This window comes from Winogradskyella sp. (genome assembly GCF_045105575.1).
In the GTDB taxonomy this organism is placed as follows: Bacteria; Bacteroidota; Bacteroidia; order Flavobacteriales; family Flavobacteriaceae; genus Winogradskyella.
In genome coordinates this window covers 1-15,132 of record NZ_JBGCDQ010000035.1, presented here as the reverse complement: position 1 = coordinate 15,132, position 15,132 = coordinate 1, and the positions used below count along the sequence as shown (strand labels likewise).

General features: G+C 34.5%; 13 protein-coding genes. 5 read left to right on the top strand and 8 right to left on the bottom strand.

Annotated elements, in window-relative coordinates; all coding sequences use genetic code 11:
* The 4 genes from AB8B52_RS08805 to AB8B52_RS08790 all read left to right on the top strand — a co-directional run.
* Positions 1 to 4,227 (top strand): gliding motility-associated C-terminal domain-containing protein (locus AB8B52_RS08805; RefSeq protein ID WP_406027215.1); only part of this gene is annotated, 4,227 nt, incomplete at its 5' end.
* A gap of 10 nt (positions 4,228 to 4,237) precedes the next feature.
* Complete coding sequence (locus tag AB8B52_RS08800) at positions 4,238 to 5,173, top strand: type IX secretion system membrane protein PorP/SprF (RefSeq protein ID WP_406027213.1); 936 nt, start codon at positions 4,238 to 4,240, stop codon at positions 5,171 to 5,173.
* A 13-nt stretch (positions 5,174 to 5,186) separates the two neighbouring features.
* Positions 5,187 to 7,109, top strand: coding sequence for an OmpA family protein (locus AB8B52_RS08795; protein WP_406027211.1), 1,923 nt, complete (start codon positions 5,187 to 5,189; stop codon positions 7,107 to 7,109).
* 503 nt (positions 7,110 to 7,612) lie between these two features.
* The gene (locus tag AB8B52_RS08790; protein WP_406027210.1) at positions 7,613 to 8,518 is read left to right on the top strand and encodes a carboxypeptidase-like regulatory domain-containing protein; all 906 of its coding nucleotides are present in this window, start codon (positions 7,613 to 7,615) and stop codon (positions 8,516 to 8,518) included.
* A 19-nt stretch (positions 8,519 to 8,537) separates the two neighbouring features.
* On the opposite strand, the gene AB8B52_RS08785 is transcribed toward AB8B52_RS08790, so the two are convergent.
* Positions 8,538 to 9,035 (bottom strand): CAP domain-containing protein, encoded by a 498-nt coding sequence (locus AB8B52_RS08785; RefSeq protein ID WP_406027208.1) that lies wholly within the window; start codon positions 9,033 to 9,035, stop codon positions 8,538 to 8,540.
* Between the two features lie 435 nt (positions 9,036 to 9,470).
* On the bottom strand, positions 9,471 to 10,118 hold the full coding sequence (gene pdxH / locus AB8B52_RS08780) for a pyridoxamine 5'-phosphate oxidase (RefSeq protein ID WP_406027206.1): 648 nt from the start codon (positions 10,116 to 10,118) through the stop codon (positions 9,471 to 9,473).
* Positions 10,119 to 10,208: 90 nt separating this feature from the next.
* Between pdxH and AB8B52_RS08775 the strand changes: the two genes are divergently transcribed.
* Positions 10,209 to 10,622 (top strand): hypothetical protein, encoded by a 414-nt coding sequence (locus AB8B52_RS08775; RefSeq protein WP_406027204.1) that lies wholly within the window; start codon positions 10,209 to 10,211, stop codon positions 10,620 to 10,622.
* Here AB8B52_RS08775 and AB8B52_RS08770 read toward each other — a convergent pair.
* The 6 genes from AB8B52_RS08770 to AB8B52_RS08745 form a co-directional block, all read right to left on the bottom strand.
* Positions 10,619 to 11,524, bottom strand: coding sequence for a ribonuclease Z (locus tag AB8B52_RS08770; RefSeq protein ID WP_406027203.1), 906 nt, complete (start codon positions 11,522 to 11,524; stop codon positions 10,619 to 10,621). The genes AB8B52_RS08775 and AB8B52_RS08770 overlap by 4 nt on opposite strands.
* A gap of 76 nt (positions 11,525 to 11,600) precedes the next feature.
* Positions 11,601 to 11,933 carry a ribonuclease Z gene (locus tag AB8B52_RS08765; RefSeq protein ID WP_406027201.1) on the bottom strand — a complete coding sequence of 111 codons (333 nt, stop codon included), beginning with the start codon at positions 11,931 to 11,933 and terminating at the stop codon, positions 11,601 to 11,603.
* A gap of 3 nt (positions 11,934 to 11,936) precedes the next feature.
* Entirely contained in the window at positions 11,937 to 12,866 is a 930-nt protein-coding gene (locus tag AB8B52_RS08760) for an aspartate carbamoyltransferase catalytic subunit (RefSeq protein WP_299101743.1), read from the bottom strand.
* A 36-nt stretch (positions 12,867 to 12,902) separates the two neighbouring features.
* The gene (locus AB8B52_RS08755; RefSeq protein ID WP_406027199.1) at positions 12,903 to 13,253 is read right to left on the bottom strand and encodes a hypothetical protein; all 351 of its coding nucleotides are present in this window, start codon (positions 13,251 to 13,253) and stop codon (positions 12,903 to 12,905) included.
* A gap of 73 nt (positions 13,254 to 13,326) precedes the next feature.
* Positions 13,327 to 13,866, bottom strand: a complete 540-nt coding sequence (gene pyrR, locus AB8B52_RS08750; RefSeq protein WP_406027197.1) for a bifunctional pyr operon transcriptional regulator/uracil phosphoribosyltransferase PyrR — start codon at positions 13,864 to 13,866, stop codon at positions 13,327 to 13,329.
* 399 nt (positions 13,867 to 14,265) lie between these two features.
* A partial coding sequence (locus AB8B52_RS08745; RefSeq protein WP_406027195.1) for a S1 RNA-binding domain-containing protein occupies positions 14,266 to 15,132 on the bottom strand: 867 nt, incomplete at its 5' end.

Sequence of the window (15,132 nt, the reverse complement as noted above, 5' to 3'; positions counted from 1 at the left end):
TCTGGTACAGATTCTTTCATATACACTATTTGTGATAATGGAAGTCCTGTGGCTTGTGATGAAGCTACAGTATATATCACAGTTGAAGGTGTTGCAGGAATCAGTATTATTAAATCAGCTTCCAGTGCAACTACCGAATGTGTTAATGTAGGCGATGCTATAACATATAGTTTTACAGTAACAAATTCTGGTGATTTACTTATTAATAGTATCTCAATTATTGATGATTTATTAGGTGGTGATATTACGGCTTCACTTACACTTGTTGGAGACACAAATAATGATGGCATATTAGATCCTTCTGAAACTTGGGTATTTACTGCACCAGATTATATAATAACCCAAGCAGATGTAGACGCTGGTAACATTACAAATAATGTCACAGTAAATGGTTTAGAACCAGATGGTACAACGACAGTTATTGCAACAGATACTTATGTTATCGATGCTAATAATCCTAATGTAACCCTTTGTAATGAATCAGGCATAAATCTCATAAAAACTGGAGTATTCAATAATGATAATGGAAATGCTTGTACTGAAGTTGATGAAACAATTACATATTCGTTCACTGTTACTAATTCTGGTGATATTGCTTTAGATAACGTTATTATTACAGATCCATTGTTAGATAATGCCTCACCTCAAGCAACGATTAACTTTGTTTCTGGAGATACAGATAATGATAATCTATTAGATCCTTCTGAGTCTTGGCTATATAATGCCACCTATTTAGTAACACAAATAGACATCGATGCCGCACAAGTGATAAACTCGGCGACAGTAACTGCCACAGAAATTGCAAGCGGAACAACCGTTAGTGCAGTATCTGAAACGACAACGGATTTATTAGAGGACACTACGCCTCCAGACGTTTCTAATTGTGCAGTTTTAGATCAAACTATTGAATGTAATGGTGCGAATAACGAATCTATAGCTAATGATTGGAATGCAACTAATATTCTAGCCTTAGAAAATTGTGCTACCGATATTTGTGATGATAATGTTTCAGTAACCTCTAATTATTCTTTTACAAATCTTGTTTCTAATTGTGGTGCTGGTGGTACAATAACAGTGACCTATAACTTAACGGATGCCGCTAGTAATGTGACCACTTTAACGGCAACATTCACGATTGAAGACACAACAGCACCGGACTTATCTGCATGTGTAACACTCGATGCCACACTAGAATGTAGTGGCACCGATAACGAAACTTTAGTCAACGATTGGAATACAGCCAATATCGCAGCTCTTGAAACTTGTAGTACTGATGGTTGTAATGTTAATACAACTAACGTAGTGACATCGAATTATGATTTTACAAACTTTGTTTCTGCATGCGGATCGACTGGTACAATTACAGTTATCTATACAATTACTGATGATTGTGGTAATACCTCAACGACGAATGCTACTTTAATAATCGAAGACACCAATCCTCCATCAATAGATAATACTGCAACAGAAAATATCGATATTGAATGTGGTGCAACACCTGATGGTACACTAGAAGCATGGCTAGCAAATAATGCAGGCGCTACGTCTAGCGATAACTGTAGTGATGTAACTTGGTCAAACGATTTTGATTCTGACACAGATATAGACTGTGATAACGGAGCAATTACGGTAATATTTACAGCAACTGACGAATGTGGAAATACAGCAACAACAACTGCAACTTATGCTATTATCGATACAATACCACCTGTATTAACTGTGCCTCTTGCGGTAACAATTGAGTGTGATGAAGATTATAGCCCTGATAATACAGGTTTAGGTAAAGCAACAGACGATTGTGCCGAAGCAGAAGTAACGTTTACCGATGCTATAGTTGAAACTTGTGGTAATTCGAGAATAATTACAAGAACTTGGACTGCAACTGATGCTTGTGGTAATGCTGTTTCAGCCGATCAAATTATTACCATTGAAGATTCAACAGCACCAACATTCACTGTTCCTGCTGATATAACCATAGAATGTGATACAGACGTTACAGATGTAACACTAACAGGAGATGTTACTGATGAATTTGATAACTGTTCAGCAGATATCGAAGCAACGTTTACAGATATAGTTACTGCAGGAAGTTGCCCTAATGCATCTATTATTACACGTACGTGGTCATTGTCTGATGAATGTAATAATACCACCACCCGTGTCCAAACCATTACAGTAGAAGATACAACAGCACCAATATTCTCTGTACCTGCTGATGTTACTATTGAATGTGATGAAGAAGCTACTGATTTAACGTTAACTGGCGATGTCACCGACGAAGCCGATAATTGTTCAACAGGACTTGAAGCTGTTTTTACAGACAGTATCACTGATGGTGATTGTCCAAATGCTTCTGTGATTACTCGTACATGGTCTTTAACTGATGAATGTGATAATACCACAACCTTTGTGCAAACCATTACCATTCAAGATACAACAGCACCAACTTTTACAGTACCTGCGGATATCACGCTTGAATGTGATCAAGACACCACCGATTTAGCATTAACTGGTGATGTTACTGATGAGGCTGATAATTGTTCTACTGGACTTGAAGCAGTTTTTACTGATACCATTACTGATGGTGATTGCCCAAATGCTTCTGTAATTACTCGTACATGGTCATTGACGGATGAATGTGATAATACCACAACATTTGTGCAAACCATAACCATCCAAGATACAACAGCACCAACCTTCTCTGTGCCTGCTGATATGACTATTGAATGTGATATTGATACTACAGATGTAACACTAACAGGTGATGTCACCGATGAAGCTGATAATTGTTCAACTGGGCTTGAAGCTGTTTTTACAGATAGTATTACCGATGGTTCTTGTCCAAGTACGTTTATAATTGCACGGACCTGGTCTTTAACTGATGAATGTGATAATACCACAACATTTGTACAAACGATTACGGTTCAAGATACAACAGCACCAACTTTTACAGTGCCTGCTGATATTACTATTGAGTGTGATGTTGACAACACAGATGTAACACTTGTTGGAGATGTAACTGATGAAACGGATAATTGTGCCGTTGATCTTGAAGCAACTTTTACAGATAGTATTGCGGATGGTGCTTGTTCTAATGAGTTTGTTATTACTAGAACTTGGTCATTAAGCGATGATTGTGATAATACAACTACATTTGTGCAAACCATTACAGTTCAAGATACAACTGCACCTGCTTTTAATGAAACCTTACCACAAGATGCAGATGCAGAATGTGATGCTGTACCTGCAGCTGAAACATTAACAGCGATCGATAATTGTGATACGGAAGCAATTGAGGTGGTATTTACAGAAAACATTTTAAATGGACTTTGTGTTGGTGATTACATCATTGAACGCACTTGGACAGCAACTGATAGTTGTGGTAATGTCAATGAACACATACAATTAATCACAGTTCAAGATACTACAGCACCTACCCTTTTATCTGATCTTGAAACAACTTTAACTGTGGAGTGTGATGCTATTCCTGATATACCAGAGCTGGTATTTGAAGATTCATGTTCAAATGATATTGATGTGGTATTTAATGAAGATACTTCAGCAGAAAATGACTTTGAAGATTACACTATTATTAGAACTTGGACGGTTACTGATGATTGTGGTAACCAAGGAGTGTTCACACAAAACATCACCGTAGAAATTACCAATGCCATTAATGCCTTTGATACCAGACGTTGTATTCTTGATGAAGCATTTGACTTATTCGATTTATTATCTGGTGATTTTGACATGGATGGAACTTGGAGTGTCGTGTCTGGAAATGCTACAATTGACGGCAGCTTCTTTGATCCTACATCTGCTGAAATTGGTGTTTACACTTTTATGTACACTATTGCAGATGGCCCTTGTCCTACTGAAAGAGAAGTGAGTGTTACCTTAGATGATGACTGTGTGGTATTAGCTTGTGGCGAAGAAAATGTAGTCATTTCTAAAACCGTAACAGATAATGGTGATGGTCACAATGATTTCTTTACCATTAGTGGTGTAGAAGAGTGTGAATTTGTTTATGAAGTACAAATATTTAATCGTTGGGGCGCGGAAGTGTTCAAATCTAATAATTATAAAAATGATTGGAATGGCTTCTCTCACGATTCATCTGTAGGAAGTTCTGGAAAAGTCCCTACCGGAACCTACTATTATATTATTAATTTAAGAAATAGCGGTTTAGCCCCTTTTGCAGGTCCTATTTACGTCGCAACAAACTAAAACTTAACCGATGAAGTTATCAAAATTTATAAGTATTGTGATACTCTTTTTGAGTGTTTCTACTGTCTTCGCTCAGCAGCTACCTCAGTTTACACAATACATGTTTAATACCATCTCTATTAATCCGGCGTATGCTGGTAGTAGAGAAACCTTAAGCGTTGTAGGTTTACATAGAAGCCAATGGGTCGGTTTAGATGGTGGACCAGAAACACAAACCTTATCCGTGCATACACCTATGCGAAACGAGAATATGGGTTTAGGGATATCATTCATCAATGACAAACTGGGTTATGAAAATTTCTCATACCTGTATGCAGATTATTCTTATACCATTAAAACTAGCGAAAAAACTAAACTAGCCTTTGGTATAAAAGCTGGTATGACACATTACTTTTTAGACCGTGAGTTGCTTGATGATCCATCTGTTGTAGACGATCCTTTTTTTAATGATGTATCTAACCGCTGGAGTCCTAATGTAGGTGCTGGCTTGTATTTACATTCTGATCGTTGGTACCTTGGACTTTCTACTCCAAGAATATTAAATACCGATTATAATAATGGCCGTAATGGCACCTTAGATTATGTGGCTTTAGAACGTATCAGTTATTATTTTACAGGTGGTTATGTATTTGACCTCAGTGAAAATACCAAATTAAAACCTTCTGTGTTATTAAAGGCAACTAATGGTGCACCTTTATCTTTTGATGCTTCGGCAAACTTTTTGTTTCATGATGTATTTTGGTTAGGAGCTGCCTACCGTGTGAATCAAAATGCAGGTGCTATTGGTGGTATTGCGGATTTTCAAATTTCAAAACAAATGAGAATCGGTTATGCTTATGAATATCCAATATCAGATATCGCTCCTTACACCAGTGGTACTCACGAAATATTACTGATGTATGAAGTCTTTAAAAGTAAACGTGTTAAATCCCCTAGATATTTCTAATCAGAACCGTATTATGAAAATCAAAATAATAACAGTCCTCATCATATTATTCAGCTCGGTAGCTTACGCTCAAACGAAACTGGCTGATAAGTTTTTTGATAATTTTGGCTATGTAAAAGCGATAGAACTCTACGAAAAAGTGGTTGAAAAAGGAAAAGCTGATGCTCATGTATTAACACGACTTGGTGACGCGTATTACAATAATTCTAACTCAGAAAAAGCAGCCTATTGGTATGAAAAAGCCTTAGACAAATATGCGAATATTGAAGCTGAATACATCTACAAATACATTCAATCACTTCGAAGTATCGGAAATTATGAACAAGCAGATGTTTGGTTTAAAAAACTATTAAAAGCACAACAAGGTGATAGCCGACTTAAAGGTTATGATCCTGATGAAGTGGGTGTTTTTGACAACCTCACCTCTAAAAATGAAGACCTTGTCGTCACTATTGAAAATTTACCTTTTAACTCAGAAAACTCAGACTTTGGTTCTTTTATACAAGACAGTACGCTCTACTTTGCCTCTGCAAGAATACCTTCTAAAAAAGTGTATAGTTGGAATAAGGAACCCTTTTTAGATATTTTTCAAGTTGATGTAAAAACGGATAAAGAAACAGATTCTTTATCGTATGGTGAGCCTTCTCAAATTGTGGCAGAAGAAATTAATACAGATTATCATGAAGCCTCTGTAGCCATCACTAAGGATGGTAAAACCATGTATTTTACCAGAGACAATATTAACAAGCGCAATAGATTACAATATGATGATGAAGGCACGACGCACCTTCAAATTTATAAAGCCACATTAACAGGAAAAGAGTGGGCCAATGTTGTGGAATTACCTTTTAACGACAAGGTGTTTTCAACAGGACATCCTATATTAAGTCCGGATGATAAAACCTTATACTTTGTGTCTGATCGTGATGGTGGTATTGGACAAACTGATATCTATTCTGTAGCAATAAATAGCGATGGTAGCTATGGCGAACCTGAAAACTTAGGCGATAAGATTAACACGGAAGGTCGCGAAATGTTTCCTTTCATTGCTAAAGATAGTACCTTTTATTTCTCTTCTGATGGGCATTTAAATTTAGGTTTACTCGATATTTTTAAATCTAATATTTTAAAAGAAGACACGCCTTCCGAACCAGAAAATATGGGTGCACCTTTTAATAGTGGTTATGACGATTTCGCCTATTATGTAGACAACCAAACACGTAAAGGGTATTTCTCTTCTAACCGACCTGAAGGTAAAGGTAGTGATGATATCTATGGCTTTAATGTCACTCAATGTGCACAACAAATTACGGGTATTGCTACAGAGCATAGAACTGAAATTATATTAGCCAATGTTACCGTGCAACTTATTGATGAGACTGGTAAAATTATAGAGGAAGTTGTAACCACAGATGATGGTGCGTATACCTTTGAGGTTGAATGTAATAAAACGTATTCGATTCTTGGTACCAAACCAGATTATAAAGAAGATCTGAAAAAAATCACTACCGATAGAGAAAATGAAAAAATACACCAGGTGGATCTTATCTTAAAACCACTCATTTTAGATAGTCAGATTATTATCAATCCGATCTTTTTCGATTATGATAAAGCCACCATTAGAACCGATGCGCAATACGAATTAGAAAATATTGTCGATGTATTACGTAAGCATCCTGAAATGACTATTAAAATTGAATCGCATACCGATAGTCGTGGTCGTGATAAATACAATTTAAAACTATCGGACAGACGTGCTAAATCTACTAGAGAATATATTATTTCTAGAGGTATTGAAGCCAGCAGAATTGAAAGTGCTAGAGGTTTTGGTGAAACACGACTCTTAAACGAATGTGGTAATGGCGCAAAATGTTCTGAAGATGAACATCAAGTCAACCGACGATCGTATTTTTATATCGTACAAAAAGAAGAATAACGATATCTTAACTAAATTAAATTGAAGAGCAAGCCTATTTTGGCTTGCTCTTTTTTGTTAGTTTGACTCTAGTATAACATAACTATTCTCATTAAAACAATTTATTTTTGGCGTTATCAGGCTATATACAGAAATATACTAAATGCTAAAATCAAACTCAACGAAGATATCAATACTTAGATATACTAGAACCTGACTTTGGTAATTACTATCAATTTTATTAAGTATGTCCTGTTAAAGACAACCTACTGGTGAAATTATAAAACTAGCGTTTGTTAGTGTGCCTTTAGGTACAACATTAAGTGTACCCAAAGGCACACTTAATGACAACAAAAGATGCTTTTTTACCTATATAAAGTCCCTAACGGGACCAACCGCGAGTTTTGTTAACTAATTAGTCACTGGTATTAAAACTAAAGAGAATAACTGAATTTCATATATTCAGCTTAACTTGTAATACTGTAAAAATCAAATTCACTAAAAAAACAATATTTAACTAAACCATGAGAAAGGACGTCTTAGTGATACTTATAATTTTGAGCTTTCATTCAGTACAATCTCAAATATTAAAAGGCATCGTCTCAGATAGTATCTCCAAAGAAAAATTAGCTTACGCTAATTTAATTCTAGACGGTAAAAATATAGGGACTTACAGCAATGAGGATGGTCGTTATTATTTAAATCTACTTAAAACGAACATTCAAGATACCTTAATTGTTTCCTTAATAGGCTATGACCATAAAAAAATCGCATTATCGCAGTTTATAGATAGCGTAACACCTACTTACAATTTTCAATTAGTACCAAAAACAGAATTATTAGATGAGATTCTAATTGTTAGCAAGACTAAAAATTACAGTAATAGTCAGGAAAAACTTGCAACAGGAAATAGAAAGACTACATTTCCTTCTTCGAGCACATTTAGCAAAGAAATAGTAACATTAATTGAAAACCCAAAAGGTAAAAGTGGAAAATTAATAGACCTGCAATTAACCTTTAAGAATAGAAATAATAAAGATTATAAAACCTATCCAACGTATTTCAGGCTGTATTTCTATCGTGTTAATGCATCAGGGTTTCCAGGAAAACTTATCAATTTTGAAAACATTATCATAAAACCGAAAAAAGATGATAAAACGTTTAAAATTCACTTAGAGGACAAACACATTCTGTTTGATAAAACAGGTTTTTTTGTTGGCATAGAAACTGTAAAACCGGACGACATTAACGTAGAAGCGTCTATGTATTTAACGACTCCAAATATAGTATATACACATACTAACAAACTGTTAGTGTATAGTCGTTTTGTTTCTGAAAAGTGGAAAACAAATTATAGAAAATCAATATTTAGAAAGAATTTATATGCAGTACCATTTATAAAAGTGACTGTGGTTTATAAAGACAATTAAACTCAAATACTAAAGGTTTTTAGCGCTTAATAAACATATTAGTAAAATACCACTTCCCTTCGCTGTTTTGTTCGGCAGACACTTCAAAATCAGTAAAATCACCTATAATATTTTCTTTGTGACTTGGGCTATTTAACCAAGCATTTACAACCGCCTGAGCAGAACTAAAACCGTAAGCCACATTTTCTGAAACAATATTTGCGCTTGCATTAGCTTGTAAACTTTGCTTTCTTAAAAAGAAGTTATCATGTGATACGTTATCTACCTCAATCATATAATCTGTATGGGTAAACGCAACCGCTTTTACTGTACTGTGATTTTGCAATGGATTTAAACCTTCGTTAATTCTGTAAGCATTGATAAGCTCCATAATCTCAATCTCTATCACCTTAGCTTCTGGTGCTACAAGAACATCAATAGAACTTAATGCATCATCTTCAACAGGCTCTGTTGAACAAGATGTAAAACTTAATGTTACAATAATCGCTAAGAATGGGAATAGTTTAGAAGCTTTCATAATGTAGGTTATTTAGGTTTGGGATTACTAAATTAACCGCACATTACTTTTAAAATGTTAAATAAATGTTAAAACCGACAAACTACATGTTTTTAATCGGTTTTTAATGTTAATCATCGATGAAATGCACTTTTGAATAAAAAAAATAAGCACTTAGACCTGTAAATTTGTGTTTCGTCGGTAAAATACTTCTATCCATATTGACGATTTTGATTACTGATTACTGATTACTGGTTATTGGATTATTGGATTATTGGATTATTGGATTATTGGATTATTGGATTATTGGATTATTGGATTATTGGATTATTGGATTATTGGATTATTGGATTAAAATAAAAAAATCAGGATTCACATCATTACTAAATAACTGATTAACTAAATCAAAAAACAAAAAGTCCTACCATGAAGCGCATTAGAAATGATTAAAACATATTAAGGCGCTAAGCGCTCAATAGTCCAATTGTAATCGTCTTGAAGTTGGTAACGTATTCTATCGTGAAGGCGGTTGGGTCTGCCTTGCCAGAATTCTAGCTCTACAGGTTTGATGATGAATCCTCCCCATTTTTTTGGTCTATCTATTACTTTGCCTTCGAATTTAATTTCTAAGTCTTTCAATTTGGTTTCCAACTCTTTTCTGTCCTTAACGACTTCGCTCTGATTAGAAGCTATGGCTCCGAGCTGACTTCCTCTTGGTCGCGATTCAAAATAACCATCACTTAAGTTTTCTGCTATTTTTTCAGCTTTACCTTTAATAATAATTTGGCGTTCAGCCGAAGGCCAAAAGAAAGATAGGCATACATTTGGGTTTGCCGTAATTGCTTTTCCTTTTTCAGAATTATAATTGGTATAAAAAATAAAGCCTTCATGCGTGTATTTTTTAAGTAGTACTACTCTACTTTTTGGGTAGCCATCTAAGCCCATTGTAGAAATGGTCATAGCATTAGTTTCACCAACATTAAAATGCGTATCGACTTCAATGAACCAATTTCGGAATAATTCAATCGGGTTTTCTGGAACGTTTTCTAATAATAATTCCCCTTTTTCGTATGATTTTCTGTAGTTGCTTAAATCTTTTTCCATAGGTTGACGAAGTTAATTCAATAATTCCTTTTTGTCAAAAAAAGTGTAACTTTAGATTTTACAACCCTTAAGTAATCCTAAAACTCCTAAATGCACTTTGAAAATTCCCTTTTATCAAAATCCCTCACCTTCCAAAAATTAACTTTAGAATTCGGCACCAATTACTTGTTTGACGATTTTTTTATCATGGAAGTCAATGAAGGTGTTCACTTTAATTCTCAAAAACTCAATAAACTCCTTGCTGCCATACGAAACCACTATGGTCATCACAAAAAGTTAGCATATATCGCTAATCGTGTCAACTCCTACTCCATTGATCCTGTACTCTGGTCTTATTTTGATAAAGATGATAGTATACTCATTGCCGTATCGATAGTGAGTTATAGAGATTCTACATATATGAATGCTAATATTGAAAAACAACTATCTGCAATAAGCTTAAAACGCTCACAAAGTTTAGAGGAAGCTATTGGTTGGGTGCAACGCTTAACTGAATTGAATTAAAACTCAAACGATTTTCCATCTTTAGCCAAAAGCGTATTCTCAAAAACAGTTTGGGCTTCAGATTTAAATTCGTCATAACCATCATAGCGCGTGGAATAATGTCCTAATATCAATGTTTCTACATTTGCTTTTTTAGCGATTGTAGCAGCTTGCTTGGCTGTACTATGTTTAGTAGGCATACATAAATCTTCATTTTTATCTAAAAACGTAGATTCGTGATATAAAACCGTGGTATTTTTTATAACTGGAATAATAGCTTCATTATAAACCGTATCACTACAAAAGGCATAACTTTTAGCTGGAACAGGATCTTTAGTTACTTTTTCATTACTAATTAAAACACCATCTTCATTTTCAACATCAAAACCTTGTTTTAATTTTCTGAAATACGCTACATTAATATTCGCTTCGTTTATGGCATTAATATCTAGTTTACGCTCATTCGCTTTCTCTTTAAATAGGAAACCATTTGTGTAAACGCGATGTATTAAGGGAATGGTGTACACCTCAACTTTATCGTCTTCGTAAATTAGTTTAGATGTTTTTGAACTCAACTCATGAAAAATAATTTGATACTTCGTCCATGTATCTGATAACTTCATTTGAAGTGAAATGACTTGCTTTAAGCCTTTTGGTGCATAGATATGAAGTTCTGTTTCTCTGGTTAACAAACCAAAGGTGCTGATTAAACCTGCCAAACCAAAACAATGATCTCCGTGAAGATGGGAGATGAAAATGTGCTTAATCCGAGAAAACTTAATTTTATTGCGTCGCAGTTCTACTTGTGTCCCTTCGCCACAATCTATTAAGAACATGTGGTTTTTTATCTCTAAAACTTGAGATGTAGGATTGGCATTTATACTTGGTGTAGCGCTATGACAGCCGAGAATGGTTAATTTCATTATTGTTAGTCGTTAAGTTGTTTGTTGTTGAATCGTTTCAACTAAACGACAAACAACTAAACAAAAAACATTTTTTTTAGAATCCTAAATCGCGTTCAATATCTTCCATTTCAATAATATCGAAAGCTTCTTGAAGGGTTGGTACTACGACGATTTCTACAGGCATTTGATCTAAATCTGCTTTTTCAGTTACGATGACAAAACTCTTTTTACTGGCACGATGGTTATTGCTTAACCTCAAGAACTCCACCACATCTTCTAAAGTAATATTATCTAAACTCGATAATTTAACGACGAGATGATAGTTTTTGTGTGTATCGTAAGCGTTCTCAATATTTTGAACTAACGTTTTTACTGTAGCGTTTACTTGTGTAATTATAGTCGTATTACCCTTTCTGTCTATGATCATAATTTATTGTTTTATTTTAGAAGCTAATAAATAAATGACAGCCATCCTAACAGCGACTCCATTTTCTACTTGATTTAAAATAATGGCTTGTTTAGAATCTGCCACATCACTTGTAATTTCTACACCTCTATTTATAGGTCCAGGGTGCATAATTACAATCTCTTTATCTAGGCTATCTAATAGTTCTTTATTCACTCCAAATTGTTGTGTGTATTCTCTTGTTGACGGAAAGTAACTGATGTCCATGCGCTCATTTTGAACGCGTAACATGTTAGCCACATCGCACCACTCTAATGCTTTTTTAAGATTGGTTTCTACTTTAACACCTAAATCCTTAATGTATTTTGGCAATAATGTTTTTGGGCCACAAACCATAACGTTAGCACCTTGTAATTGTAGTGCATAAATATTTGAAAGCGCTACGCGACTGTGCAAAATATCACCAACAATAACCACATTTTTTCCTTTTACACTTCCTAGTTTTTCCCTAATTGAATACGAATCTAACAAAGCTTGTGTTGGATGTTCGTGTGCACCATCTCCAGCATTTATAATACTTGCGTTAACGTGTTTAGATAAAAATACACCTGCGCCTGGATTGGGATGACGCATCACTACCATATCTACTTTCATAGAAAGGATATTGTTAACCGTGTCTATTAATGTTTCTCCTTTTTTAACTGAAGATTGCGATGCTGAAAAGTTAATAACGTCTGCCGAGAGTCGTTTTTCAGCTAACTCAAAAGATAATTTGGTACGTGTGGAATTTTCAAAAAATAGATTAGCAATGGTTATATCTCTTAGTGAAGGTACTTTTTTAATCGGTCTGTTAATAACCTCTTTAAACTGATCGGCAGTTTCAAAAATAAGATTGATATCCTCTTTTGTGAGATATTTAATTCCTAATAAGTGATTGACACTTAATTCGCTCATAATTAATAGTATTCAGTTTACAGTAGCAGTTTGCAGTTAACTCTCACTCAATTTAAATTCTAAATTTCTAATTATTTTACTCTTATCTGTAAAACTTAAATGAACTTCTGCATTTTTCAAAAAGTCAAATTCGTCTAAAATAGGTTTCATTGTTTTAAAAAGTTTTTCAGCATTATTTCCGTAGGTGAAAAATTGACCTTCGGTATCATCTTCCAAAGTTACTATGTGTCCATCGTGTCTTCCAATTTCTTCTGGAATTTCATCAAATAATTTCTTATCCACAGCATGAATTTCGTCTAAACCATTAAATTCACCAAAACTAATGATAACACTATCTGTTATTTTAGCTTCTTCAAAATTGAATGATTCTAATTCTTTGAAATTCATATTCTCTTTTTAATATTTCAATCTTAAATTCATATTCGAATTCAACTTCAACTTCATCTTCATCTTCAAATTATCACTTATCCACCAAATAAACCGCATCTTCGCCTTCATTCTCTACCCAATTCACTTTCACTTTTTGATTGTCGATAGCATCTACTTGTCGTCCTTTATAGTTCGGTTGAATTGGTAAATGTCTGCTAAATCGTCTGTCTATTAAGGTTAGTAATTCAATATCCTTTGGTCTTCCAAAAGATTGGATAGCTGTTAGTGCAGACCTTATACTGCGACCTGTGTATAAGACATCATCTATAAAAACGACATTTTTATCTTCGACAATAAAATCTATAATCGTTGTGTTGGCTTCGAGAGGTTTGTCGCCTCGTCTAAAATCATCTCTAAAAAATGTGATGTCTAAATGCCCAAGTTGAATGTTTTTAATCTTGTAGTCTACAGTGAGCATTTGTGCCAAACGATCGGCTAAAAACTTTCCTCTGGGTTGAATGCCTATTAAAACAGTTTCAGAAAAGTCATCGTGATTTTCAATGAGTTGACAAGCCAATCTGTGAAGGGTAATGTTGACTTCTTTAGAGTTAAGTAGTACTTTTTGACTCATTTTTTTATTCGCACATTGATGTGTAACAAAGTTAGGATAAATAATTTTGTTTGCAATGGATTTTCTTTTACTGTTTAGTTGTGGAGTTGTTTGTTGTTAAGTTGTTTTTGACGAACTCTTAAAGTTTTTTGTTACACTAAGAATCGCAGAGAAACACAAAGATTCACAGAGAAGGAGGCGGGTAAATTGAATTTAAGTTATAATCAATATCCTAAATCTCTCAGTGTATCTCAGTGTCTCCGTTTTTCTCTGTGCAATAATTTCATTACCAATCAAGGATGAAATAGCTCAAAATTAAAGCATAAAAAAACCTCCCGTATAACGAGAGGCTTTATAATATAGATTAATGAGATGCCTTTTTCACTTCGACTACGCACAGTGACCAAGAGCATTGGGATATTACTTCTTCCCGTCCATTTTATCTTTCAATGCTTGTAGTGCATCATTTGCATCACCAAGAGTTGGTTTCGCTTCTGCCGCTTGAGCTTCCTGCTTTCTGACAGCTTGCTTAACGATTTTAGCTTCTTCAGCTCTAAATACTGCAGTATGAGACGCTACAACACGTTTGAATTCTTTATTAAATTCAATGATCTTGAATTCTGCTTCTTCACCTTTACCAAGTTTAGAACCATCTTCCTTTTCTAAGTGTCGTTGTGGAATAAATGCTGTGATATCTTCATTAAAATCTATCGTTGCACCTTTGTCTACCATCTCCGTGATAGCCGCTTTATGAACAGAATTTAAAGCAAATTCAGTTTCATACTTGTCCCAAGGGTTATCAGTAGTTTGTTTATGACCTAAAGATAATTTACGTCCTTCTACATCTAACTCTAATACAACTACATCCAAAGTATCACCTACGTTACAGAACTCAGATGGATGCTTAATTTTCTTAGTCCAAGATAAATCTGAGATGTAGATTAATCCGTCGATACCTTCTTCTAATTCAACAAAAACACCAAAGTTTGTAAAGTTACGTACGATACCTGTGTGTTTAGAACCTACTGGATACTTAGTCGTAATATCTGTCCATGGATCTGGTGTTAATTGCTTAATACCAAGTGACATTTTACGATCTTCTCTATCTAAAGTTAAGATAACAGCATCGATTTCATCACCTACAGTTACGAAATCTTGAGCAGAACGTAAATGTGTAGACCAAGACATTTCACTTACGTGAACTAATCCTTCAACACCTTCTTCTACTTCAACAAATGCACCATAATCAGCAATCACAACAACTTTACCTTTTACTTTATCTCCAAC